This is a genomic window from Shinella sp. 1A1, assembly GCF_055379515.1.
Window position 1 is genome coordinate 1010612 of record NZ_AP039672.1, and the last position, 20515, is coordinate 1031126.

Annotated in this window: 19 protein-coding genes; 7 read left to right on the top strand and 12 right to left on the bottom strand. The window is 64.7% G+C overall.

Features of this window, described 5'->3' with window-relative positions; all coding sequences use genetic code 11:
- Positions 1-20: 20 nt before the first annotated feature.
- From ACZ48C_RS21450 to ACZ48C_RS21505, 12 genes are all read right to left on the bottom strand, one after another.
- Positions 21-653, bottom strand: a complete 633-nt coding sequence (locus tag ACZ48C_RS21450; protein WP_454633055.1) for a YfdX family protein — start codon at positions 651-653, stop codon at positions 21-23.
- 86 nt (positions 654-739) lie between these two features.
- Complete coding sequence (locus ACZ48C_RS21455) at positions 740-2149, bottom strand: sensor histidine kinase (RefSeq protein WP_464782898.1); 1410 nt, start codon at positions 2147-2149, stop codon at positions 740-742.
- Positions 2118-2798 carry a response regulator gene (locus ACZ48C_RS21460; protein WP_464782899.1) on the bottom strand — a complete coding sequence of 227 codons (681 nt, stop codon included), beginning with the start codon at positions 2796-2798 and terminating at the stop codon, positions 2118-2120. Before ACZ48C_RS21460 ends, ACZ48C_RS21455 begins: the two co-directional genes overlap by 32 nt.
- 114 nt (positions 2799-2912) lie before the next feature.
- Positions 2913-3233, bottom strand: coding sequence for a 2Fe-2S iron-sulfur cluster-binding protein (locus ACZ48C_RS21465; protein ID WP_454633049.1), 321 nt, complete (start codon positions 3231-3233; stop codon positions 2913-2915).
- 57 nt (positions 3234-3290) lie between these two features.
- Positions 3291-4526: an NAD(P)/FAD-dependent oxidoreductase gene (locus tag ACZ48C_RS21470; protein ID WP_464782900.1), complete on the bottom strand. Its 1236-nt coding sequence runs from the start codon at positions 4524-4526 to the stop codon at positions 3291-3293.
- 18 nt (positions 4527-4544) lie between these two features.
- Positions 4545-5480, bottom strand: coding sequence for a 3-hydroxyacyl-CoA dehydrogenase NAD-binding domain-containing protein (locus ACZ48C_RS21475; protein WP_464782901.1), 936 nt, complete (start codon positions 5478-5480; stop codon positions 4545-4547).
- Complete coding sequence (locus ACZ48C_RS21480) at positions 5480-6232, bottom strand: SDR family NAD(P)-dependent oxidoreductase (RefSeq protein WP_464782902.1); 753 nt, start codon at positions 6230-6232, stop codon at positions 5480-5482. The genes ACZ48C_RS21475 and ACZ48C_RS21480 overlap by 1 nt, the downstream gene beginning before the upstream one ends.
- A 12-nt stretch (positions 6233-6244) precedes the next feature.
- A complete protein-coding gene (locus ACZ48C_RS21485) occupies positions 6245-7666 on the bottom strand; it encodes an aminobutyraldehyde dehydrogenase (RefSeq protein ID WP_464782903.1) in 1422 nt (473 codons plus the stop codon).
- Positions 7666-8598 carry a 3,5-dioxohexanoate:acetyl-CoA acetone transferase gene (gene kce, locus ACZ48C_RS21490; protein ID WP_119255063.1) on the bottom strand — a complete coding sequence of 311 codons (933 nt, stop codon included), beginning with the start codon at positions 8596-8598 and terminating at the stop codon, positions 7666-7668. Before kce ends, ACZ48C_RS21485 begins: the two co-directional genes overlap by 1 nt.
- 1 nt (position 8599) lies before the next feature.
- Positions 8600-9400 carry an SDR family NAD(P)-dependent oxidoreductase gene (locus tag ACZ48C_RS21495; protein WP_464782904.1) on the bottom strand — a complete coding sequence of 267 codons (801 nt, stop codon included), beginning with the start codon at positions 9398-9400 and terminating at the stop codon, positions 8600-8602.
- Positions 9401-9426: 26 nt separating this feature from the next.
- Positions 9427-10566 (bottom strand): aromatic ring-hydroxylating oxygenase subunit alpha, encoded by a 1140-nt coding sequence (locus ACZ48C_RS21500; RefSeq protein ID WP_424549092.1) that lies wholly within the window; start codon positions 10564-10566, stop codon positions 9427-9429.
- A gap of 119 nt (positions 10567-10685) precedes the next feature.
- Entirely contained in the window at positions 10686-11696 is a 1011-nt protein-coding gene (locus ACZ48C_RS21505; RefSeq protein ID WP_119255065.1) for a GlxA family transcriptional regulator, read from the bottom strand.
- Positions 11697-11800: 104 nt separating this feature from the next.
- Here ACZ48C_RS21505 and ACZ48C_RS21510 point away from each other — a divergent pair, with 104 nt between their 5' ends.
- The 7 genes from ACZ48C_RS21510 to ACZ48C_RS21540 all read left to right on the top strand — a co-directional run bounded on the left by ACZ48C_RS21510 (position 11801) and on the right by ACZ48C_RS21540 (position 20512).
- Positions 11801-12763 (top strand): ABC transporter substrate-binding protein, encoded by a 963-nt coding sequence (locus ACZ48C_RS21510; RefSeq protein ID WP_205536158.1) that lies wholly within the window; start codon positions 11801-11803, stop codon positions 12761-12763.
- A gap of 10 nt (positions 12764-12773) precedes the next feature.
- Positions 12774-13832 (top strand): quaternary amine ABC transporter ATP-binding protein, encoded by a 1059-nt coding sequence (locus ACZ48C_RS21515; protein ID WP_119255066.1) that lies wholly within the window; start codon positions 12774-12776, stop codon positions 13830-13832.
- A gap of 65 nt (positions 13833-13897) precedes the next feature.
- Complete coding sequence (locus ACZ48C_RS21520; RefSeq protein WP_464782905.1) at positions 13898-15931, top strand: ABC transporter permease; 2034 nt, start codon at positions 13898-13900, stop codon at positions 15929-15931.
- A gap of 14 nt (positions 15932-15945) precedes the next feature.
- Positions 15946-17007 carry a GlxA family transcriptional regulator gene (locus tag ACZ48C_RS21525; protein ID WP_464782906.1) on the top strand — a complete coding sequence of 354 codons (1062 nt, stop codon included), beginning with the start codon at positions 15946-15948 and terminating at the stop codon, positions 17005-17007.
- 250 nt (positions 17008-17257) lie between these two features.
- Entirely contained in the window at positions 17258-18844 is a 1587-nt protein-coding gene (locus tag ACZ48C_RS21530) for an ABC transporter substrate-binding protein (RefSeq protein WP_119255068.1), read from the top strand.
- A 66-nt stretch (positions 18845-18910) separates the two neighbouring features.
- On the top strand, positions 18911-19681 hold the full coding sequence (locus ACZ48C_RS21535) for an SDR family oxidoreductase (RefSeq protein ID WP_464782907.1): 771 nt from the start codon (positions 18911-18913) through the stop codon (positions 19679-19681).
- A gap of 66 nt (positions 19682-19747) precedes the next feature.
- Positions 19748-20512, top strand: coding sequence for an SDR family NAD(P)-dependent oxidoreductase (locus ACZ48C_RS21540; protein WP_119255069.1), 765 nt, complete (start codon positions 19748-19750; stop codon positions 20510-20512).
- Positions 20513-20515 lie beyond the last annotated feature (3 nt).

The following is a 20515-nucleotide window of genomic DNA, read 5'->3' on the forward strand; positions in this document are numbered from 1 at the left end:
CGATCTTGATTGTGTCCGGCCTATTGTTCGCGGACCGGAATCCCGTCGGTGTCATAGGCCTCGACGACGACGGAATCTTCCACGGCTTTCAGCGCCTGGCTAGCCTCGTAGTACTTCCGCACATCGAGCAGCCGCGCAGCTGCCTCGACAGACCGCAGGCTGGCATTTGCCGGGACAAGCGTCGCCGAGACCGTAATGCCGATATCCGCAGCTTTCAGAACCGTGATCGCCAGTCTGTATTCACCTTTTGCAATATACACATTGGCCTTATCGACCGACGCCCGCGTCTCGTCCGTCGGCTTGAAGCCTTTCGACAATACGAGCAGAACATCGAGGGGGATGTAGGCGTCTCCTTCTTTCGCCCGCTTTCCGACCGGCACGGCGAGATCCGTCGCGTGGCGCTGCACGACCTGCATGTCGGTCTTCGCTTCGCTGACGAGGGCTATCGCCTTATCGGGCGCGCCATCGAAGATGGCCTGACGCGCTTCGCGGATTTCCCGCACGGCCCGGTAGGCTTCATCGATGGGCCGGATCAGGCCGGCGCTGTCCCTGGCAGCGGCTCGAACCGGGGCGGCATGCGCAGGCGCGAGCGCATCCACGCTGAGAAGGACGATCGAAAGCGCGGTGATCGCGGTATGGAGATGAAGGGGCATGGCGCACTCTTTCTCCGGCCGCTTTCCGGGCGGCGCCGGCATGAGGCAGAATAGACCCGCATGTTCGCGTGGGGCTGGCGCGAAGCTTACAGAATATTGATTTTCGCCCGGGGCGGGAACCGGATCGAAACCGCAAGGCCGGGACCATTGTCCGAAAGGACGAGTGACGCGTCATGCCGGACGGCGACAGCGCTGACGAGCGCAAGCCCGAGCCCGGATCCCGGCACCGGCTGGCCGCCTTCGACCCGGTGGAAGGGCAGGAGCACGTCGCTGCGCCGGTCGGCGGGAATGCCCGGCCCGTCGTCGCAGACCCGCAGCACCACCGCCCCCTCCCCGTCCTCCGCCGCATCCAGGGTGACGGTGGTGCCCGGCGGGCAATGCCGGCCGGCATTCTGGACGAGATTGGCGAGAGCCTGCCGCAGCATGGGGGCATCGCCGAAAACGGCAAGCCCCCGGAAAACGTCGGGATCGCAGACCAGCTTCTGCTCCATGTCCTCCAGCAGCGGCGTGAAGGTCTCCTGCATCTCGGCCAGCAGTTCCGCGACGAACACCACCGAAAAGTCCGCCTCACCCGCCGAAGCCCGAATGCGGGAAATGCGCATGATCGCATCGAACGCGCCCGTGACGCCCTCCAGTTCCGCAAGGACGCTCTCCATTCTCTCCTGCAGCCCGGCATCGCCGGTCGTCTCGGCCATGGCCTGCTGCACCTCCAGGGAGATCCGGCCGAGCGGCGAGCGCAGGTCGTGGGCGATCGTGTTGACCGTGTTCCTGGTAATGTCGGACAACACCGCAAGCCGATCGATATGCGCGTTGATGCGCTGCGCGATCCTGTCGATCTGGTCATTCAAGGACGACACGGGGATACGTACCGCCATATCCCCGCGCGACACGGCTTCAAGCGTCTCCGACATCGCCTCCAGCTTGCCGAACATCCGTCGGCTTACCGCATAGCCCGCCGCTATCGATGCAATCGTCACTGCGGCGCCGGCGAGCAGCAGCGAATAGAGCAGTTGCCACTCCGTCCGTTGCAGTACCCGGATATTGTATCCGACGACGAGTGTCGCCGCCCCGTCAAGCGGAGTGGTACTGCTGGCATGAAGACGATAGAGCCCGTTCGGGCGCGGCAGGAGCTGGTTGAATTCGAGCGTCATCCAGCCTTCGGAAAGGGGCAGGGTATCGAGATTGCCGGCGAGCCGCCGCCCGTCTGCATCGAACAGTCCAGCCACCCGGCGACCGGCCACCGCGGGCGTCTCCATCTGGCCAATGGCGTCGACAAGCGCCTGCTGGCCGTATCGGTCATATATCTGCAGGAAGAGCTGCTCCTCCTCCAAGAGCTGGTTGTCCACGTCGCGCTCCATGGCGCCGCTGAGCACGATATAGAGGATAGCACCGAGCGCCAGCAGCACGGCCATGAAGGCGCCGAGCGAGAGCAAGGCGGCCGTGAAGGCGCCGCCCGAGAGGATGTTACCGCGGCGCATGGATGCAATAGCCGACATTGCGCATCGTGTGGATCAGGGCGACCGCGAAGGGCTTGTCGATCTTGGCGCGCAACCTGCTCATATGCGTCTCCACCACGGAGGTCTGCGGGTCGAAGCTGAAATCCCAGACCTTCTCGAGCAGCATGGTCTTGGTGATCATGCGGCCGGCATTGCGCATGAGCGCCTCCAGAAGAGCAAACTCCTTCGGCTGCAGGTCAATGCTCGTATCGCCGCGCCGGGCCGTGCGCGAGAGAAGGTCGAGTTCGAGATCATGAACCGTCAGCACAAGCGCCGCCCCCGCCGCCGCCGTCGGACGGCGGGCAAGGACCACGATGCGCGCGAGAAGTTCCGAAAAGTGGAACGGCTTGGTGAGGTAGTCATCCGCGCCGGACATCAGGCCCTCCACCTTGTCGCCGACATCGAACATGGAGGTCAGGAACAGGACCGGCATCGTCTTGCCGGCCGCGCGCAACGCCTTCAGCACCGCCATGCCGTCCATGCCGGGCATCATGCGGTCCATGACAACGAGATCGACCTCGTTATAGAGACAATGGCTCAGGGCGTCGCGGCCGTCCGCGTAGCATTCAACGGAATATCCTGCCTGTGACAGCCCCTTGCGCAGGAAATCGGAGGTCTTGCTGTCGTCTTCTGCGAGAATGATCTTCATGGGCGGCTACCGGCAATCCCTAGTCGTCCTTTTTGCCATAGGACCGGCGGCGGCACAGCTTAAATCTTTGTCATCTTGGGTCTCGCGCGACAGGCCGCTCCGGCGGCGCCATCGTCAGGACTGGCGCTCCGGCACGTAGACGACCAAACCGTCGAGTGCGTCGGCGATCCTGATCTGGCAGGAGAGCCGCGAGCTCGGGCGGACGTCATAGGCGAAGTCGAGCATGTCCGCCTCCATAGGACCGGGCGGACCGACCTTTTCCTGCCAGGCGTCATCGACATAGACGTGACAGGTCGCGCAGGCGCATGCCCCACCGCATTCGGCCTCGATACCCGGCACGGAGTTGCGCACGGCATTCTCCATGACACTCGTTCGGGACTCGGCCTGGATTTCGAATACGGTGCCATCCTTTGCGACGATCGATATTCTGGGCATGGAAACACTCGAAGATTGGTTGCCGACTACTGACGTGAGTGGCCGCAGGCCACGGGACTATTGAAGCAAAGCCTTGAGGTCGGTCGCGGGGTCGCCGACGATATCGGCGGAAGGCGACTTGCCGGCTTCGATCAACCTCTTGGCGACCATGTAGACCCGCGGATCGTTCATCGCATCGACCGCAAGCAACTCCTCGCCGCGATAATACCAATAGGACACGCCGCCCGCCGCACCGGCGCGCGTCGTCACGGTATCGTAGCCGGCCGAAAGCCCCGCGATCTGCAGCTTCACCTCATACTGGTCGGACCAGAACCACGGCTTTGCATCATACCGGCTGGGCGTTCCCGTCAGGGACCGCGCCACGGCCTCCGCCTGCTCGATGGCGTTGCCGACACTTTCCAGACGAATCCGGCCGGACCGCCAGGGGAACGAAGCGCAATCGCCGGCCGCGTAGATCTGCGGGTCGGAGGTCCGGCAGTTCTCGTCCACGGCAATGCCGTTGTCGATGGAAAGGCCAGCGGCGTGGGCCAGTTCGACATTCGGGACCACGCCCACGCCGGCAATGACGAAATCGACCGGGATGACCGAGCCGTCGGCAAGCCGTGCGGAGCGGACATGCCCCTCCTCGCCCTGCAGCGTCTCGAGCGCCGCGCCCTCCAGCAGCGTGACGCCTTTCCGGTCGTGCAGGTCTCGAAAATAGGCTGCGGTTTCCGGACACGCGACGCGCTGGAGGATGCGCGGTGCAGCTTCGATCACCGTCACCTTCAAGCCCAGCTTGGCGGAGACGGCCGCCGCTTCGAGACCGATATAACCGCCCCCGACGATAAGCACACGCTGGTCCTGACGGAAATGCTCCGCCATGGCGTTGATGTCGGCGAGATTGCGGACGCAGAAGACGCCATCGAGATCGCCCCCGATCTCCGCTGGCAACGTCCTCGGGCGCGCACCGGTGGTCAGGATGAGGCGGTCGTAAGGGACGGTGGCGCCATCGGCGAGCGCAACGACTTTCCGGTCGCGGTCGATGGCCGAGGCCGTTGCCGAGAGCCGGAGGTCGATGGACCGTTCCTCATAGAAGCTCGGCGGGCGGAAATAGAGGCGGTCCTCGGTGATCTCGCCAAGGAGGTAGCCCTTCGACAAGGGCGGCCGCTGATAAGGCGGATGCGCTTCCTCGCCGATCAGGGTGATCGGCCCCTGATGCCCCAGGTCGCACAGCTTGGCGCAGGCGGTAAAGCCCGCCTGCCCCGCCCCGATCACCACGATGCGGGCGCAAGGATCGATCGGCTCGTCACGCATGGGGCACCTCTTTCTGTTTTAGTTCGCGCGAAGCGGCGCCATCGCCTTCTGGATGCTGGCGATCAAGGCGTCGCGTCGGGCGGAGAGATCCGCCGGCGTCTGGCCATTGGCTTCCTCGGTGACGCCGGCGACCAGCGTCTCGGCGATCGCGGGGTCGAGATGAAGGACGCCGAGATCGTCCCACCAGCGATTAAAGCTGTCGGTGTAGCGTTCACAGAAGGCGGCAAGGCCACCCTCCCCGGCGCCGAGATGGAAGAGCATGGTCGGCCCCATGGCCGCCCAGCGCAGGCCCGGCCCTGCCCACATCGCCTTGTCGACATCCTCGACGCTGGCGACACCGGATTTGACGAGATGGATGGCCTCGCGCCAGACAGCCGCCTGAAGGCGGTTCGCCACGTGGCCGGGGACCTCGCGGTTGACGCGGATGGTAACCTTGCCCACCGCCCCGTAGAAGCGCTCCGCCGCCTCGACGACACCCTCCGCCGTCCGCTCGTTACCCATGATCTCGACCAGCGGGATGAGGTGCGGCGGATTGAAGGGATGGCCGAGGACGAAGCGGCCGGGCTCCTTCCAGCCCTCCTGCATTTCGCTGAGCGTGAGGCCGGAGGCGGAGGTCGCGACCACGGCATCGGCACCGAGCGAAGCTTCGATTTCCCGGTAGAGAGCGTGCTTGATCTCGATGCGCTCGGGCACGTTCTCCTGGACGAAGGAAGCGCCCTCGACGGCCTCGGCGGCTGACTTGCAGAAGCGGACACGATCCTGGCTGCCGCCCTTGACGAGGCCGAGGCCTTCAAGGGTCGGCCAGGCGCGGGCGACATAGTCCCGGACAGTCTTCTCGACGGTCGGCGAATTATCGTAGACCGCGACATCGCGGCCGGAGGCGAGGAAAAGTGCCGTCCAGCTCGCACCGATTACACCGGCGCCCAGTACTGCGGTTTGCTTGAATTCGGTCATCAGAATAATCCTGGTTGAAGGGGTGATGCGGCGGTCAGCCCGCCGTCGATGGTGATGCAGTGGCCGGTGACGAAGGCGCTTTCGGTGGAAACCAGCCAGGCGACGACATTGGCGACATCCTCCGGCTTGCCGAAGCGGCGGGCCGGATGGCGGGCGATGGAATCCGCCCGCGCCTTTTCCGGGTCGCTTGCCAAGGCGAAACCGCTTTCCGCCATTTCTGTCATGATCCAGCCGGGGCTGACGGCATTGCACCGCACCCTGGGGCCATGATCGACGGCAATGGACCGCGTGAGGCTGTGAACGAAGCCCTTCGAGGCATTGTAGATCGCCATGGACGGATCGGCGACCATGCCGGAGATCGAGCCGAGATTGACGATATCCCCGCCGCCTTCCGCCATCAGCGGGATGACCGCGCGGCACATGTTGAAGACGCCCCGGCAATTGATGCCGACGAGTTGGTCCCACTCGGCATCGGTCGTCTCGGGCACCGTCTTTTCGATCTGGATGCCGGCATTGTTCACGAGCACGGTAATATCGCCGTGCTGCGCGGCCGTGGCAGCGATGCGACTTGCATCTTCCGGGCGGGAGACATCGCCTGTCACCCAGATGATATCCGCCGGAAGATCCGCCGGGCGCTCGCCGCGCCCGCAGGTGACGACGTTTGCTCCGTCCCGCCGCAGGCGCTCGACGATGGCGCGGCCGATGCCCCGGCCTCCACCCGTGACGATCGCGATCTTGTTTGCTTCTGCCATCGTCCCGCCCCGCTACCCGTGAGAGACCATGACGTGGCGGACCGACGTATAGGCATCCAGCGCATGAATGGACATGTCGCAGCCCGTGCCCGAACCCTTCATGGCGGACCAGGGCATTTCCGGCGTGGCGACGCCATGGGTGTTCACCCAGGTGAAGCCGTAGCGAAGACGGCTCGTCATATCCATCGCCCGGCCGACATCGCGGGTCCATACGGACGAGGCAAGTCCATAGCGGCCGGCATTGGCGATGGAGAGCGCCTCGTCGGCATCCGAGAAACGCGAGATCGTGACGACCGGACCGAAGACCTCGTTCGTGGCGATTTCCGCATCGTTGTCGACATTGGCGATCACGGTCGGCTTGTAGAAGAAGCCCTGGCCCTCGCCGCGCTCGCCGCCGGTGACGACCTCGCAGCTCCTGCGGGCGCGCTCGACGAAGCCGGCGACGCGGTCCGCCTGGATCGCCGAGACGACAGGCCCCATCTGCGTGCCCTCGGCCTTCTGCGCGCCGATGCGTATCTCCCCGACCTCCCGCGCGGTTGCTGCCACGAGCGCGTCGTAGACGCCGTCCTGCACCATGATCCGGCACGGCTGGGCGCAATCCTGGCCGGCGTTGAAGAAGCTGCCATAGCGGATCGTCTTCGCAACCGCCTCCACGTCAGCGTCGTCGAACACGATGACCGGCGCCTTGCCGCCGAGTTCCAGATGGACGTGGCGGATCTGCTGCGAGGCCGCCCGCATTGCCGCCATGCCGGTCGCGGGCGAGCCGGTCACGGCGATCGCCTCGATCTGCGGCGCATTCATCAGCCTGTCGCCGATGGTCGCGCCGCGGCCATGCACGACGTTGAAGACCCCCTTTGGAAGGATGTCGGCAAAGAGTTCCGCCACTTTCAGCGTGGAGAGCGGGGTGATTTCCGAAGGCTTGAGGACGATGGTGCAGCCGGCGGCGATGGCCGCGGCGATCTTCCAGGCCGCCATCATCAGCGGATAGTTCCAGGGGGTGATGGCGGCCACGGGGCCGACAGCCTCGCGGCGGATCATGCTGGTATGGCCGGAGACATATTCTCCGGCGACCGGCCCCGTCATCGTCCGGGCAGCGCCGGCGAAGAAGCGAAACGTGTCGATGGTCAGCGGCATCTCGTCATCATGGGCTGACGGCCACGGCTTGCCGACATCGAGGCTTTCGATTTCGGCCAGTTCAAGGCTGTTCCGTTCGAGAATGTCGGCCATCTTCAGGAGGAGGCTCGCGCGCTCGCCAGGCGTCGTGCGGGAAAACCTGTCGAAGGCGGCGGATGCGGCGGCCACCGCGGCATCCACCTGCCCGGGCGTCGCCTCGTTGACGGCGACAATCTCGCTGCCCGTCGCGGGATCGAGAACGGGAAGCGCCTCGCCGCCGCCGGGGACAAAGGCGCCGTTGATGAAGAGGTTCGTCTGCATCAGAACCCCACCTTGTCGCCGCCCTTGAGGCCGAGCCGCTCGCGCGCTTCGGCGGGCGTGGCAACGGTCAGGCCGAGCCTTTCGACGATCTCACGGATACGGCGGACCTGCTGGGCATTCGAGGTCGCAAGCTCGCCCTTGCCGATGAACAGGCTATCCTCGAGACCGACACGCAGGTTGCCGCCGAGCAATGCGCTCTGCGTGGCGAAAGGCATCTGGTGGCGGCCGGCCGCCAGCACGGACCATTCGTAGTTTTCCGGGCCGAAGAGCCGGTCGGCGATCTTGTGCATGTGGACGAGGTTTTCGAGGTCCGCCCCGACGCCGCCGAGGATGCCGAACACCATCTGCACGAAGAAGGGCGGCTTGATCAGGCCCTGATCGATGAACCATTTGATGTTGTAGAGATGGCTCAGGTCGTAGCATTCGAACTCGAACTTCGTGCCATGCGCTTCGCCGAGATTCTTCAGCGCATATTCGATGGTCGCGAAGGTGTTCGGGAAGATGAAGTCCCGCGTCATCTCCAGGAATTTCGGCTCCCAGTCGTGCTTCCATTCCTTGTACTTGCCGAGCAGCGGGAAGATGCCGAAATTCATCGACCCCATGTTGAGGCTCGCCATTTCCGGGCTGGCCGAGGTGGCGGCGAGAAGGCGCTGGTCCATCGTCATGCCGAGGCCGCCGCCGGTCGAGATGTTGATCACCGCGTCCGTGGACTGCTTGATGACGGGCAGGAACTTCTGGAAGGTTTCCGGGCGCGGATCTGGCTTGCCGGTCTCGGGATCGCGGGCATGGAGATGGATGATCGATGCCCCGGCTTCCGCCGCCTCGATGCTGGCCGTCGCGATCTCGGCCGGCGTGATCGGCAGATATTCGGACATGGTGGGCGTGTGGATGCCGCCGGTCGGCGCGCAGGTGATGATGACGGATTTCGACATGTCAGAGCCTCATTTGCTGGACCTGAGCGGAAAGACCGCCGTCCAGCACCCATAGTTGTCCGGTCGCGTAGCGGGCCTCGTCGCTCGCCAGCCAGTTCACGAGATTGGCGATATCGTCGGGCGTGCCGTAGTTGCGGATCGGGTGGACGTTGCGGACCGCCTCCTTGAGGCTGTCGATCGTCCCTCCCCCGCCGCCCGAGCCGGCGCCGGAGAAGAAGCTTTGCAGCATGGGCGTGTCGACATAGCCGGGGCAGATCGCGTTGACGCGGATGCCCTCCGGCCCATGGTCGACGGCCATGGCGCGGGTCAGCGCATGCACGGCGCCCTTGGTGGCGCAGTAGGCCGCAAGGCCCGGATCGGCGATGAAACCGTCATAGCTGCCGAAATTGATGATCGACGCGGTGGTTCCGCCGGCCGCGGCCTTGCGCAGCAGGCGAAGGGCATGTTTGGAGGCGAGGAAGGTGCCCGTCACATTGACGGCGAAGCTGCGGTTCCACTCTTCGAGGGTCGTGTGCTCGATCGTCTTCTCAAGCTCGATCCCGGCCGCGTTGACGAGAATATCGAGCTTGCCGGACGTCCGCTCCACTTCCGCCATCGCGGCGATGGCCTCCTCCTCGGACGTTACGTCGAGCCGGACGAAACTGCCGTTATTGGCGAGCGCCGCGCCCATGCTGCCGGCATCGGAAAGGTCCGCGGCGTAGACCGTCGCACCCTCCCGGACGAACCGGGCGCATATCGCCCGGCCTATGCCGCCGCGCCCGCCCGTCACGAACGCGACCTTTCCTTCAAGACGTCCACCCATCGTCATGTCCTCCATCATCGTCCGGCTTACGCCGCGGTTTTCGCATAGGCGTCGAGGACGAGGCCGTGGAAGTGATGCACGGCATGTTCGGACTGGCCCGATCCATCGGGATCGTTGACGATGCGGCCCTGCGTGAAGGCGGGCGTGCTCATGCCCTTCTGGACACTCTCGACGATCTTGATGTCCTCGACCTGCAGCACCTCGTCGAGATACTTGATGGTCTGGAGTTCCATCTCGTTCGGCTCGGTGTCCTCAAGGAAGAAGTCGTAGGTCTCGAGCGTGCGGTTGGGGCCGGCCGGGATGATGTTGAGGATGATCATCGAGGAACGGCCGGGGTAGCGCATGATGCAGGTATTCGGCCACAGCCACCAGACGGCATGGGTGGTGACGGTGGCGTTCGAGACGTCATAGGCGCTGTTGGCATTCTTGCCGGCATCCGCCATATGGCTGGAATAGATGCCGTGCGTCGTCACCTTGTAGGTGTCCATGTCGACGAGCGTGCAGAAATCCTTGTGCGCCGTCGGGCAATGGTAGCATTCGAGGAAGTTGTCGACGACGTTCTTCCAGTTCGACTTGATGTCATAGGTCAGGCGCCGCGCGAAGGTGAGCTTGTCGATATCGGGCGCCCAGTGACGAATCTCGGTTTCGAGATCGCCGGTCTGCGACTTCAGCGACGACGCGTTCGGATCGAGATTGACATAGATGAAGCCGCAGAACTCCTCGACCTGCACCTGGTCGAGACAGATGTCCTTGGTATCGAACTCCTCCAGCGTCTCCGTATGCGGGGCGCGCACGAGCTGGCCGTCCAGGCGATAGACCCAGGCATGATACGGACACATGATGCGGGTGGACCGGCCTTCGCCCTCGAGAAGCGCATGGGCGCGGTGCTTGCACACATTGTAGAAGGCCCGCAGCACGCCTTCACGGTCGCGAACCACGGCGATCGGCTGGCCTGCGATCTCGACGGTCACGTAGGAGCCGGGCTCACGAACCTTCTCGACATGACAGACCCACTGCCACGTCCTGGCGATGATCTCCTGCAGATCGACCGAGTACCAGCGCGGATCGGTATAGGCGGCGGCGTTCAACGACAGCGAACGCGAGGCGTTCGGCGAATAGCCCTTCTGGATGGCAGCGAACTCGTCCTTCGACGGAAGCAATGTCATGGCGGCGTCTCCCAGGTCCGGGGCAACGTGCTGTTGCCCTTCACGATGACCTAGCTTCCCGCCAACCAGAACCCCTTTCTATGCGCGGTACGCCATCGATTTAGCTTTTTTCGCCGCCATCAATTGCTGCCGGATTTACGATGCATGGGCCATGCGCGGAACTCGAAGGGAATGCGGCCGTCGACCCGGTCCGTGCGCGGCGACAGGCCGAAACGCTCCCGGTAGGCGCGGCTGAAATGCACCTGGCTCGCAAATCCCGACGCGATCGCGATCTCCGACATGGGCATGTCCGTCTGGGTGACGAGGCCGCGGGCGCGATCCAGCCGGATGTCGCGATAGTAGATGGCCGGCGATTTCCCGACATAGCGCATGAACAGCCGGTTGAGCTGGCGATGGGATATTTCCACCTCGTCCGCGATCTCCGGGATCGAGAGCGCATTTTCGAGATGCTGCTCCATGACGATGATCGCCTGCCGGATCGTGTTGGGCACATGCGTGCCGAGCGGCTCCGAGCTCGCCGGGTTCTGCGACGTTCCCGCCGGGCGCAGGGACGGATGGAAGATATAGCGGGCCGAGGCATTGGCGAGCGCATCGCCGGAAATCGCCCGGATGATGTGCAGCGCGATATCCGAAGAGGCGATACCGCCCGAACAGGTGAAACGCTTCTCGTCGCGGACGAAGATATCCTCGGAGACATCGACATCGCCATGCAGTTCCTTGAACGCGTCGATATGCTCGTAATGCACGGTCGCCCGATGGCCGCGCAGCAGCCCGGCATCGGCCACGATGAAGGCACCGGTATCGAGCGCGCCGACGATGCTGCCCGCGCGGGCCCATTTGCGGAGCGCCGCGAGAAGCTGGGGCGTCTTGCCGGTCTCCGGCGTCCAGCTTGCCGACATCACGACGATGTCGGACGGGTCGTTCTGGATATTGGCGAGCTTGTGCGTTTCCACCACGAGACCGTTGCTCGCCTGGCAGGGACCGCCCGGCGCGGACGCCAGCATCCAGCGGAAGCGGGTGACGCCTTCGAGATAGTTCGCGGCGCGGAACGGATCGATGAAAGCCGTCGTCGCTGCCAGATTGAAATTCGGCGTGACGAGGATGTGGATCTGGATCGCAGGTTGGTCCATCGGCAGGCCGTCCAAATATGTAAAATCGATGGCGTAATTAGTTAAAACACGCCTTCGCTTTGTGCAACACTTTCATCGGGAACTAAAAAACCGGGAGAGTGACAATGCGAAATATCTACAAGCTCGGCATCTCGACCTGCCTCGCGGCACTATCCGCAACCGTGCTCCATGCCGCCGAACTCGGCGCCAAGGACGAGCCGATCAAGCTCGCCATCAACGAATGGACGGGCCAGCAGATCACCACCCGCATCGCCGGCCACATGTTGGAAACGGCAGGCTACAAGGTCGAATATGTGACCGCCGGATACCAGAACATGTGGCAGGCCGTTTCCGAGGGCCAGCTCGATGCCGCGATGGAAGTGTGGGGCTCCAACGTCACCGACCAGTATCGCCAGCTCAACAAGGCGGGCAAGGTCGAGGATCTCGGCGAGCTCGGCCTCGTCGCGCGCGAAGGCTTCGTCTATCCGCCGCATGTCGCCGAGCTTTGTCCCGGCCTGCCGGCCTGGGAGGCGCTGAAGGATTGCGCGGCCGCCTTCGCCACCGCCGAAACCCTGCCGAACGGACGCCTCGTCGATTATCCCGGCGAATGGGGCACGCCCGGCGCCGACCGCATCAAGACGCTCGGCCTCCCCTTCAAGGCGCTTCCCGCCGGCTCGGAAGGCGCGTTGGTCGCCGAGTTCCGCGCCTCGGTCGAGCGCAAGACGCCGCTCATCGCCGTGTTCTGGCAGCCGCACTGGGCAATCGCGGCCTTCGACCTGAAATTCGTCGAACTGCCGAAGGGCACGCAGGAATGCTACGACGATCCGGCCTACGGTCCGAACAAGGACGTGACCGGCGACTGCGACTTCATCCCGACGCGCGTCTTCAAGGCCGCCTGGCCGGGCCTGAAGGACAAGTGGCCGGCCGCCTACGAGATCATCAAGAACTTCACCCTCACCACCGAGCAGCAGCAGCCGCTGATGGGCGCGGTCGATGTAGACGGCAAGCCGACCGAAGCCGTCACTGCCGAGTGGCTGAGCGCCAATACCGATACATGGAAGCCGATCGTCGACGCCGCGACGAAGTGAGGAGGCGTCCATGTCCCAGCCCTCACCCCATGCCGCCATCTCCTGCAAGGGGGTCTGGCAGGTCTATGGCGCGGATGCGCGCCAGCAACTGAAACGGGCGCTTGCGGAAACCGGGAACGACGCGCGGGCAGCGGCCGCATTGCTGCGCGAACGCGGTCTCGTGCCCGCCGTGCAGGACGTCACCTTCGACGTCCGCGAAGGCGAGGTCTTCGTCATCATGGGCTTGTCCGGTTCGGGCAAGTCCACGCTGATCCGCACGATCTCCCGCCTTGCCGAGGGAACCGCCGGCTCGATCCTCATCCATGGAGAGGACATCCTGACGGCCGGCAAGCAGCGGCTGATCGAGCTCAGGCGGAACAAGCTCGGCATGGTCTTCCAGCATTTCGGCCTCTTCCCGCACATGACCGTGGCGGAGAATGTCGGCTTTCCGCTGAAGATGCAGGGCCTCAACCGGCCGGACCGGCGCAAGCGCGCGCTGGAGATGCTGGAGCTTGTCGGCCTTGCCGGCCGCGAGGACGCCTTTCCGCGCGAGCTTTCGGGCGGCCAGCGCCAGCGCGTCGGCATCGCCCGGGCGCTCGCCGTCAATCCCGACCTGCTCTTCCTGGACGAACCCTATTCCGCCCTCGACCCGCTTATCCGTCGGCAGCTCCAGGACGAATTCCTGAAGCTCCAGGCGGGTCTCCAGAAGACCTCCGTCTTCATTACGCACGACATCACGGAAGCGCTGAAGCTCGCCGACCGCATCGCCATCATGCGCGATGGCGTGGTGGTCCAGATCGGCACGCCGGACGAGATCATCGTCAATCCGGCCGACGACTATGTCCGCGAGTTCACGCGCGACGTGCCGAAGGGCCGCTATTCCCATGTCAGCGCGATGATGAACATGCCCGAAACGCTGCCAAAGATGCCCGACGATCCGAAGATCGAGGAGGACATGACCATCGATGACGCGCTCGCCTCCTGCATGGCGCTCTACCAGCCCGTCCCGGTCTGGGGCCGTGACGGCAAGATGGCCGGCATCGTCCATCCGAGCCAATTGGCCGGCGCGCTGCAGGCGGAACGGACATGATCGAGATCAGCGCAAGTGGGACCGTGGGTTTGGCCAGCAACAGAATTGAGATCGAGAAGACGCGCATGAACGGATTGACGCCCGGCGTGCGCGTCGCGTTCCTCTGCGTGCTCGTCGGCGCGGCCTGTCTTCTACTCGCCCCCAGTCAGGCCTGGATCAGGACCTGGCCGCAGGCGCTGACGCTTCCCGCGACGGCGTGGATCGGCAGCGGCCTGACGACAGCCTTCGAGTTCCTGAAACCGGCCGCACGCTTCGTCGCCAAGCTGCTGGAATATCCGATGGTCGGCGCGAACCGGCTTCTCGTCGGATCGCCCTATGCCCTGACGATCGGCGTCCTCGCTGCGCTCGGCTGGCACATCGGCGGCAAACGCATGGTCGCGCTCGTGCTGGCCGGCCTCGGCTTCGTCCTTGCCAGCGGGTACTGGGTCGCCAGCATGAACACGCTGGCGCTGGTCTTCGTCTCGGTGCCCCTCGCGCTCATCGTCGGCGGTCTGATCGGCGTGTTCGCCTATGAGTTCCGCGCGGTCCGGCGCGCGGTCGAAACCATGCTCGACATCATGCAGACGGTCCCAACCTTCGCCTATCTCACGCCGCTTCTGCTGCTGTTCGGCTTCGGCCCCGTGGTCGGCCTCATCGCGTCGGTGATCTACGCCGCCCCGCCGATGGCGCGCAACGTCCTTCTCGGCTTGCAGCGCGTCGAGCCCGATATCCGCGAAGCCGCCATCATGAACGGCGCGACGCGCGCCCAGCAACTCATCCTCGTCGAGATCCCCTCGGCCGCCCAGCAGATCATGGTGGGCGTGAACCAGACCATCATGGCCGCGCTGTCGATGGTCATCATCGCCGCTGTCATCGGCGGCTTCAACGATATCGGCTGGGAAGTGCTGCTGACGATGCGCAAGGCCGCCTTCGGCCAGAGCCTGATCGCCGGCGTCGTCATCGTGATTTTCGCCGTCCTCGCCGATCGCATGAGCAGCGCCCTTGCGCGGGATCGCAAGCGGCACTCGTGGAAGGTCACGGCTGCGATCCTCCTGCTCGGCATCGTCATTGCCGCCCTTCAGGGCTCGCTGCTTCCCGCCGCGAACGACTTTGCGGCGTTCAAGGGCACGACGGCCGTCATCGACCGCTATCTCGGCGCCTTCACCGCCGCGAACGGCGCCGTTCTCGAGGGCCTGAAAAACACCACGATGTTCTTCGTCCTCCTGCCGCTGCGCATCGGCCTCGACGAGGCCGTGCTCCCCTTCACCTGGGGGTTCCAGTGGACCACCGGCATCAGCATTGCCGTCTTCAGCGTGGCTGCCGCCGCCGCGGTCGTGCTGGGCTTGCGCAATCGTGCGCTTGCCGGCCTGTCGCTGCTGGTTGCCACCGGCATCCTCGTCACCGGGATCGCCAACCTGCCCTGGCCCTTCGTGCTCGTCGCACTCGGCGGCCTCGGCTGGCTTGCCGGCGGGCCGAAGCTCTCCGCCTTCGCCGTGCTGATGGTGGGGGCCGTCCTCCTGATGGGACTTTGGGAGCCCGCTCTCCTCTCGCTCTATCTCTGCGCGGCCTCGGTCCTCGTCTGCGTGGTCGCCGGCGGCGGACTGGGATTGCTGTGCGCCGTCAGCGAGAACGCCTGGCGGGTCATGCGCCCGGTCTGCGACTTCCTCCAGACCATCCCGCTCTTCGTCTTCCTCATTCCCGTGCTGATGTTCTTCCAGATCGGCGAATTTTCCGCCTTCCTCGCCATCTGCGCCTACGCCATCGTCCCGATGATCCGCTACACGCAGCATGGCCTCACCTCCACGCCGGAGGAGCTGATCGAGGCCGCCGTCGCCTCCGGGGCGGACGAATGGCAGGTCATGCGCGAGGTCAGGATTCCCTATTCCGCGCCGACGATCCTGCTCGGTCTCAACCAGACGATCCTCTACGCCTTCTCGATGCTGGTGATCGCCGCGCTGATCGGCACCACCGACCTCGGCCAGCAGATCTATCTCGCGCTCGGCCAGGGTGATGTCGGGCTGGGGGTCGCGGCGGGCGCCGCGATGGCGATCCTCGCGCTGGTGGCCGACCGCCTGATCCAGGGCTTCGCGGCGCGACAGCGCCACGCCCTCGGGCTCTGAGGAGGAAGAGCCCCATGAACGCCGCTCCCGGGCCGAAGAGCGTCTTCTACTTCTACATCACGCCCGAATTCACCATGCTCGCCTTCACCACGGCGCTCGAAACGCTCCGTCTCGCCAATCAGGTCCTCGGCCGCGAGAAATACGCGTGGAGGATCGTCTCGTCCGACGGCGGGCCCGTGCGGGCAAGTTGCGGTCTCCAGCTCGGCGCCGACCTGTCGCTCGATGAAGCCAAGGGCCAGACGCGGGCCGCCGCCGCACGAATGGTCGTCATATGCTCCGGTCAGAACGTCGAGCGATACGCCAGCCGGAGCCTTGCGAGCTGGCTGCGCGAATGCCGGAAGGCGCGCATCACGCTCGGCGCCGTCTGCACCGGCGCGCACCTGCTCGCCCAGGCCGGCCTGCTCGACAGGCGCCGATGCACGATCCACTGGGAAAACCTCGCCGCGTTTTCCGAGCGCTTTGCCGACGTCCAGCCGAGCGCCCAGATCCTTGCGGTCGATGACGGAATTTACACCTGCGCCGGCGGCACCTCCTCGCTCGAAATGATGCTGGAGATCATCGGACGCGAGGAAGGCAGGGGCACGGCGGCCGCGATCTGCCAGCTCGCCATCGTCGCCAGCCTCCGCGACGGTTCCGAACGGCAACGGCTGCCCTACATGCTGCCCCTCGGCGTCGACAATCCGAACCTTCGAACGCTCGTCGGGATCATGGAGGAGAACATCGCCGATCCGATCGCGCTGAGCCTCGTCGCGATCAGGGCCGGGATTTCACGGCGGCAGATGGAGCGCTATTTCCGCGGCACATTCGATTGCAGCCCGGGCAAATATTACATGCGCCTCAGGATCGAGCGCGCACGGTCCCTTCTGCGGCAGACGACGATGCCGGTCGTCGAGATCGCCGTCGCCTGCGGCTTCGTTTCCGCCTCCCATTTCTCGAAGATGTACCGAAGTTTCGAAGGCATGTCGCCGCATGAGAGCCGGGCGCTCAGGAAGCAATGGCTGGATCCGGCGCCCATCCCGCCGAAGCCCTTGCCGTCTGTGGGACAGGTCACGCCCCATTCCCCTCTCGCGGCTTGATAACCTATCCCGCTGATTGCGCGGGCGCCCCCTGCTCGCCGACCGGTCGCACACCGCGATCTGGCCGGGGTCCGCCGCTCGGCCCGGAATCGAGCCATGTCCGGATTCCTCAAAATCATGTCCAGAATAGTCATGTCGCGCCCGGCAGACATGCGAGCCTCCAGTGCTGGCCCGGCGCTGAAACTGCCGCGGCGTCCCGGATGGAAAAGGGGCTGCCGACGCCGGGAGGCCAGCTTGGGAGGAGGAACCGATGTCTGACGAATTGAAGTATCTGGCCAATCTGGTCGCCCGCGGAAAGATGGACCGCCGGTCGTTTCTGGGCCGCGCCGCAATGCTGGGCGCCTCGGCGCTCGCCTCCGGTCTTCTGACCAGTGCCGCGCGCGCCGAAGGGCCGGTAAAGGGCGGCACGATGCGCGTCGGCCTTGGCGGCGGCCAGACGACGGATACGCTCGATCCCGCTTTGGCGGCGAGCGAGGGCCCCAATACATTGATGGCGCAGTTCGGGGAGAAGCTGCTCGAAGTCGATGCCAAGGGCGAGATCGTTCCGCGCCTGGCGACGGAATTCGGCTCCTCCAAGGATGCCAAGACCTGGACCTTCAAGATCCGCGAGGGCGTGACCTTCCACAACGGCAAGTCCGTGACCGCGAACGACGTCGTCGAGACGATGAAGCGTCATGCCGACAGCTCGAGCAATTCCGCCGCGCTCGGCCTGATGGCGGGCATCACGAAGATGACGGCCTCCGGCAACGAATTCATCGCGGAGCTCGCCGATCCGAATGCCGACTTCCCCTATATCATGGCGGACTATCACCTTCTCATCCAGCCCGACGGCGGTCGCGCCAACCCGGCGGACGGCATCGCCGCCGGCCCCTACAAGGTCGTCAGCCAGCAGCCCGGCGTGCGTTACGTCTTCGAGAAATATGCCGACTACTGGGATGACAGCCGTGGCCATGCCAATACGCTCGACGTGACGATCATCAACGACGACACCGCCCGCATCGCCGCCGTGCAGTCCGGGCAGGTTGACATGATCAACCGTGTCGCGCCGAAGGTGGCCGAACTCGTGGCGAACCTGAAGACCGTCGCGGTCAAGTCGGTTCCGAGCCGGGGCCATTATGTCCTCGTCATGCGCACGAACGCCAAGCCCTTCGACAACAACGACCTGCGCCTCGCCCTGAAATACGCGATCGACCGTCAGTCCCTTCTCGACCGGGTGCTGCTCGGCCACGGCACGCTCGGCAACGACGTGCCGATCAACAAGTTCTACCCGTTCTTCGCCGACGATCTTGAGCAGCGCGCCTATGATCCGGACAAGGCGAGCTTCCATTTCAAGAAGTCCGGCCACGAGGGCCCAGTCCTGATCGAGACTTCCGAAGTGGCGTTCCCCGGCGCGGTCGATGCGTGTCAGATCTTCCAGCAGAGTGCCGCCGCGGCGAACATTCCGCTGGAAATCAAGCGCATCCCCGGCGACGGCTACTGGTCGGACGTGTGGAACAAGCGGCCCTTCTGCGCCTCGTACTGGAACGGCCGGCCGACGCAGGACATGGTCTATTCCACGATCTACACGACGGGCGCCGCCTGGAACGAATCCGCCTTCTCGAACGAGGAGTTCGACAAGACCGTCGTCCTCGCCCGCGGCGAACTCGATGCCGGCAAGCGTGTCGATCTCTACCGCAAGCTCGCTCTCACGATCCGCGACGAGGGCGGTACCATCGTGCCGATGTTCAGCAACTTCATCGACGCCGTCGGCCAGAATGTCGGCGGGTGGACCGACGATCCGAACGCGCCGCTGATGAACGCGCTCGCGCCGGTCAAATGCTGGCTGACGAACGTATAAGACGGCCCAAAATGCGGGCGGCGGCGATGCCGCCCGCATCGTCCTCTTTCTGGAGATAGCAGCATAATGTCCGCGCCTCTCACCGTCATGATTACCGCCGCCGCCTCGGGGATCGGCCGCACGGTCGCCGAAGCGTTCGCGGCCGCCGGCCACCGTGTCTTCGTTTCCGACGCCGATGCCTCGGCGGTCGAAACCATGTCGGCGGAAAATCCCGCCATCAGGGCAAGCCGGGTCGATGTCACCTCGCCGGAGGAAATCGAGGCATGGTTTGCCACGGTGAAGGACGAGGCAGGCGGCCTCGACGTCCTCATCAACAATGCCGGCATTGCCGGCCCGACCGGGCGGCTGGAAGACATCGCCATCGACGGCTGGTACAAATGTATCGACGTGTGCCTGAACAGCCAGTTCCTGACGAGCCGATGCGCGATCCCCCTCATGAAGGAGAAGCGCGGCGGCAGCATCATCAACCTGTCGTCCACCGCCGGCCTGTTCGGCTACGGATTGCGGACGCCCTATGCGGCGGCGAAATGGGCGGTCATCGGCCTCACGAAGTCCATGGCCATCGAGCTCGGCGACTGGGACATCCGCGTCAACGCGATCTGCCCCGGTTCGGTCTCCGGCGACCGAATGGACCGCGTCATCGCCGCCGAGGCCAACCTGCGCTCGACGTCGCCGGACGAAATCCGGCGTGAATATACCAGCGGCCAATCCATCAAGCGCTTTACCGAACCGAAGGAGATCGCCGACCTCTGCCAGTTCCTCGCATCGCCGGCCGCCGGCATGATCAGCGGGCAGGCCATCGCGGTCGACGGACATACGGAAACGTATCACATCTAGGACCAGCTTCCCGGGCGGCTTCTGTCCATCTGGACTTGCCGCCCTTATTGGTCTATTTCTCATACCATGAAACGTCTCCTGAAGAAGTCGATCCTGATCACCGGCGGCGCGAAGGGCGCCGGGGCGGCGAGCGCGAAGCTGTTTGCCGAAGAAGGCGCGCGCGTGATGATCGCGGACCGGGATGCGGAAGCCGCCCGGCATCTGGTCGAAACGCTTTGCGCCCGCGGTCTCGACGTCGCCTTCGTCCATGCCGACGTGTCGCGCCCGGAGGAAGCGGAGATCGCCTATCAGGCGGCAAAGGACGCCTTCGGCCAAGTCGACGTCCTGTTCAACCATGCCGGCATCATCATCGTGAAACCGTTCCTCGAATGCACGCTGGAGGAATGGGACGAGCTGATGGACAACAATGCCAAGTCGGCCTTCCTGATGACGAGGCTCGTGCTTCCCGAAATGCTGGAGCGGGGCAAGGGCGTGCTGGTCTTCACCTCGACCACCGGCGTGCGCGCGGCGACCCATCTCGAGGCGCTCTATTGCGCCTCGAAATCCGCCATGCATCAACTTGCGCGGGCATTGGCCGTCGAGTATCGAGATCAGGGGATCCGGTCCAACCTGATCTGCCCGAGTTTCGTTCGCACCCAGCATGGTGAACATGAGATCGAACAGTTGCGCGGCTACGGGATTTTCGCGTCGGAAAACGACGTCAACGCCATGCAGGGCCGCATCTGCGAGCCCGAGGAGGTCGCGGAAGTCGCCCTGTTTCTCGCCTCGGATGCCTCGAGCTTCGTCAACGGCGCGGAAATCTTCGTCGACAATACATTCACAGCGGTGTGACCC

Coding starts and splice junctions, on each gene's coding strand:
- ACZ48C_RS21460 (WP_464782899.1), bottom strand. CDS start 2,798: ATGAAGATCATTCTCGCAGAAGACGACAGCAAGACCTCCGATTTCCTG.
- ACZ48C_RS21475 (WP_464782901.1), bottom strand. CDS start 5,480: ATGACCGAATTCAAGCAAACCGCAGTACTGGGCGCCGGTGTAATCGGT.
- kce (WP_119255063.1), bottom strand. CDS start 8,598: ATGTCGAAATCCGTCATCATCACCTGCGCGCCGACCGGCGGCATCCAC.
- ACZ48C_RS21530 (WP_119255068.1), top strand. CDS start 17,258: ATGTCTGACGAATTGAAGTATCTGGCCAATCTGGTCGCCCGCGGAAAG.
- ACZ48C_RS21465 (WP_454633049.1), bottom strand. CDS start 3,233: ATGCCCAGAATATCGATCGTCGCAAAGGATGGCACCGTATTCGAAATC.
- ACZ48C_RS21485 (WP_464782903.1), bottom strand. CDS start 7,666: ATGCAGACGAACCTCTTCATCAACGGCGCCTTTGTCCCCGGCGGCGGC.
- ACZ48C_RS21480 (WP_464782902.1), bottom strand. CDS start 6,232: ATGGCAGAAGCAAACAAGATCGCGATCGTCACGGGTGGAGGCCGGGGC.
- ACZ48C_RS21515 (WP_119255066.1), top strand. CDS start 12,774: ATGTCCCAGCCCTCACCCCATGCCGCCATCTCCTGCAAGGGGGTCTGG.
- ACZ48C_RS21495 (WP_464782904.1), bottom strand. CDS start 9,400: ATGGGTGGACGTCTTGAAGGAAAGGTCGCGTTCGTGACGGGCGGGCGC.
- ACZ48C_RS21470 (WP_464782900.1), bottom strand. CDS start 4,526: ATGCGTGACGAGCCGATCGATCCTTGCGCCCGCATCGTGGTGATCGGG.
- ACZ48C_RS21540 (WP_119255069.1), top strand. CDS start 19,748: ATGAAACGTCTCCTGAAGAAGTCGATCCTGATCACCGGCGGCGCGAAG.
- ACZ48C_RS21520 (WP_464782905.1), top strand. CDS start 13,898: ATGAACGGATTGACGCCCGGCGTGCGCGTCGCGTTCCTCTGCGTGCTC.
- ACZ48C_RS21505 (WP_119255065.1), bottom strand. CDS start 11,696: ATGGACCAACCTGCGATCCAGATCCACATCCTCGTCACGCCGAATTTC.
- ACZ48C_RS21450 (WP_454633055.1), bottom strand. CDS start 653: ATGCCCCTTCATCTCCATACCGCGATCACCGCGCTTTCGATCGTCCTT.
- ACZ48C_RS21525 (WP_464782906.1), top strand. CDS start 15,946: ATGAACGCCGCTCCCGGGCCGAAGAGCGTCTTCTACTTCTACATCACG.
- ACZ48C_RS21535 (WP_464782907.1), top strand. CDS start 18,911: ATGTCCGCGCCTCTCACCGTCATGATTACCGCCGCCGCCTCGGGGATC.
- ACZ48C_RS21455 (WP_464782898.1), bottom strand. CDS start 2,149: ATGTCGGCTATTGCATCCATGCGCCGCGGTAACATCCTCTCGGGCGGC.
- ACZ48C_RS21510 (WP_205536158.1), top strand. CDS start 11,801: ATGCGAAATATCTACAAGCTCGGCATCTCGACCTGCCTCGCGGCACTA.
- ACZ48C_RS21500 (WP_424549092.1), bottom strand. CDS start 10,566: ATGACATTGCTTCCGTCGAAGGACGAGTTCGCTGCCATCCAGAAGGGC.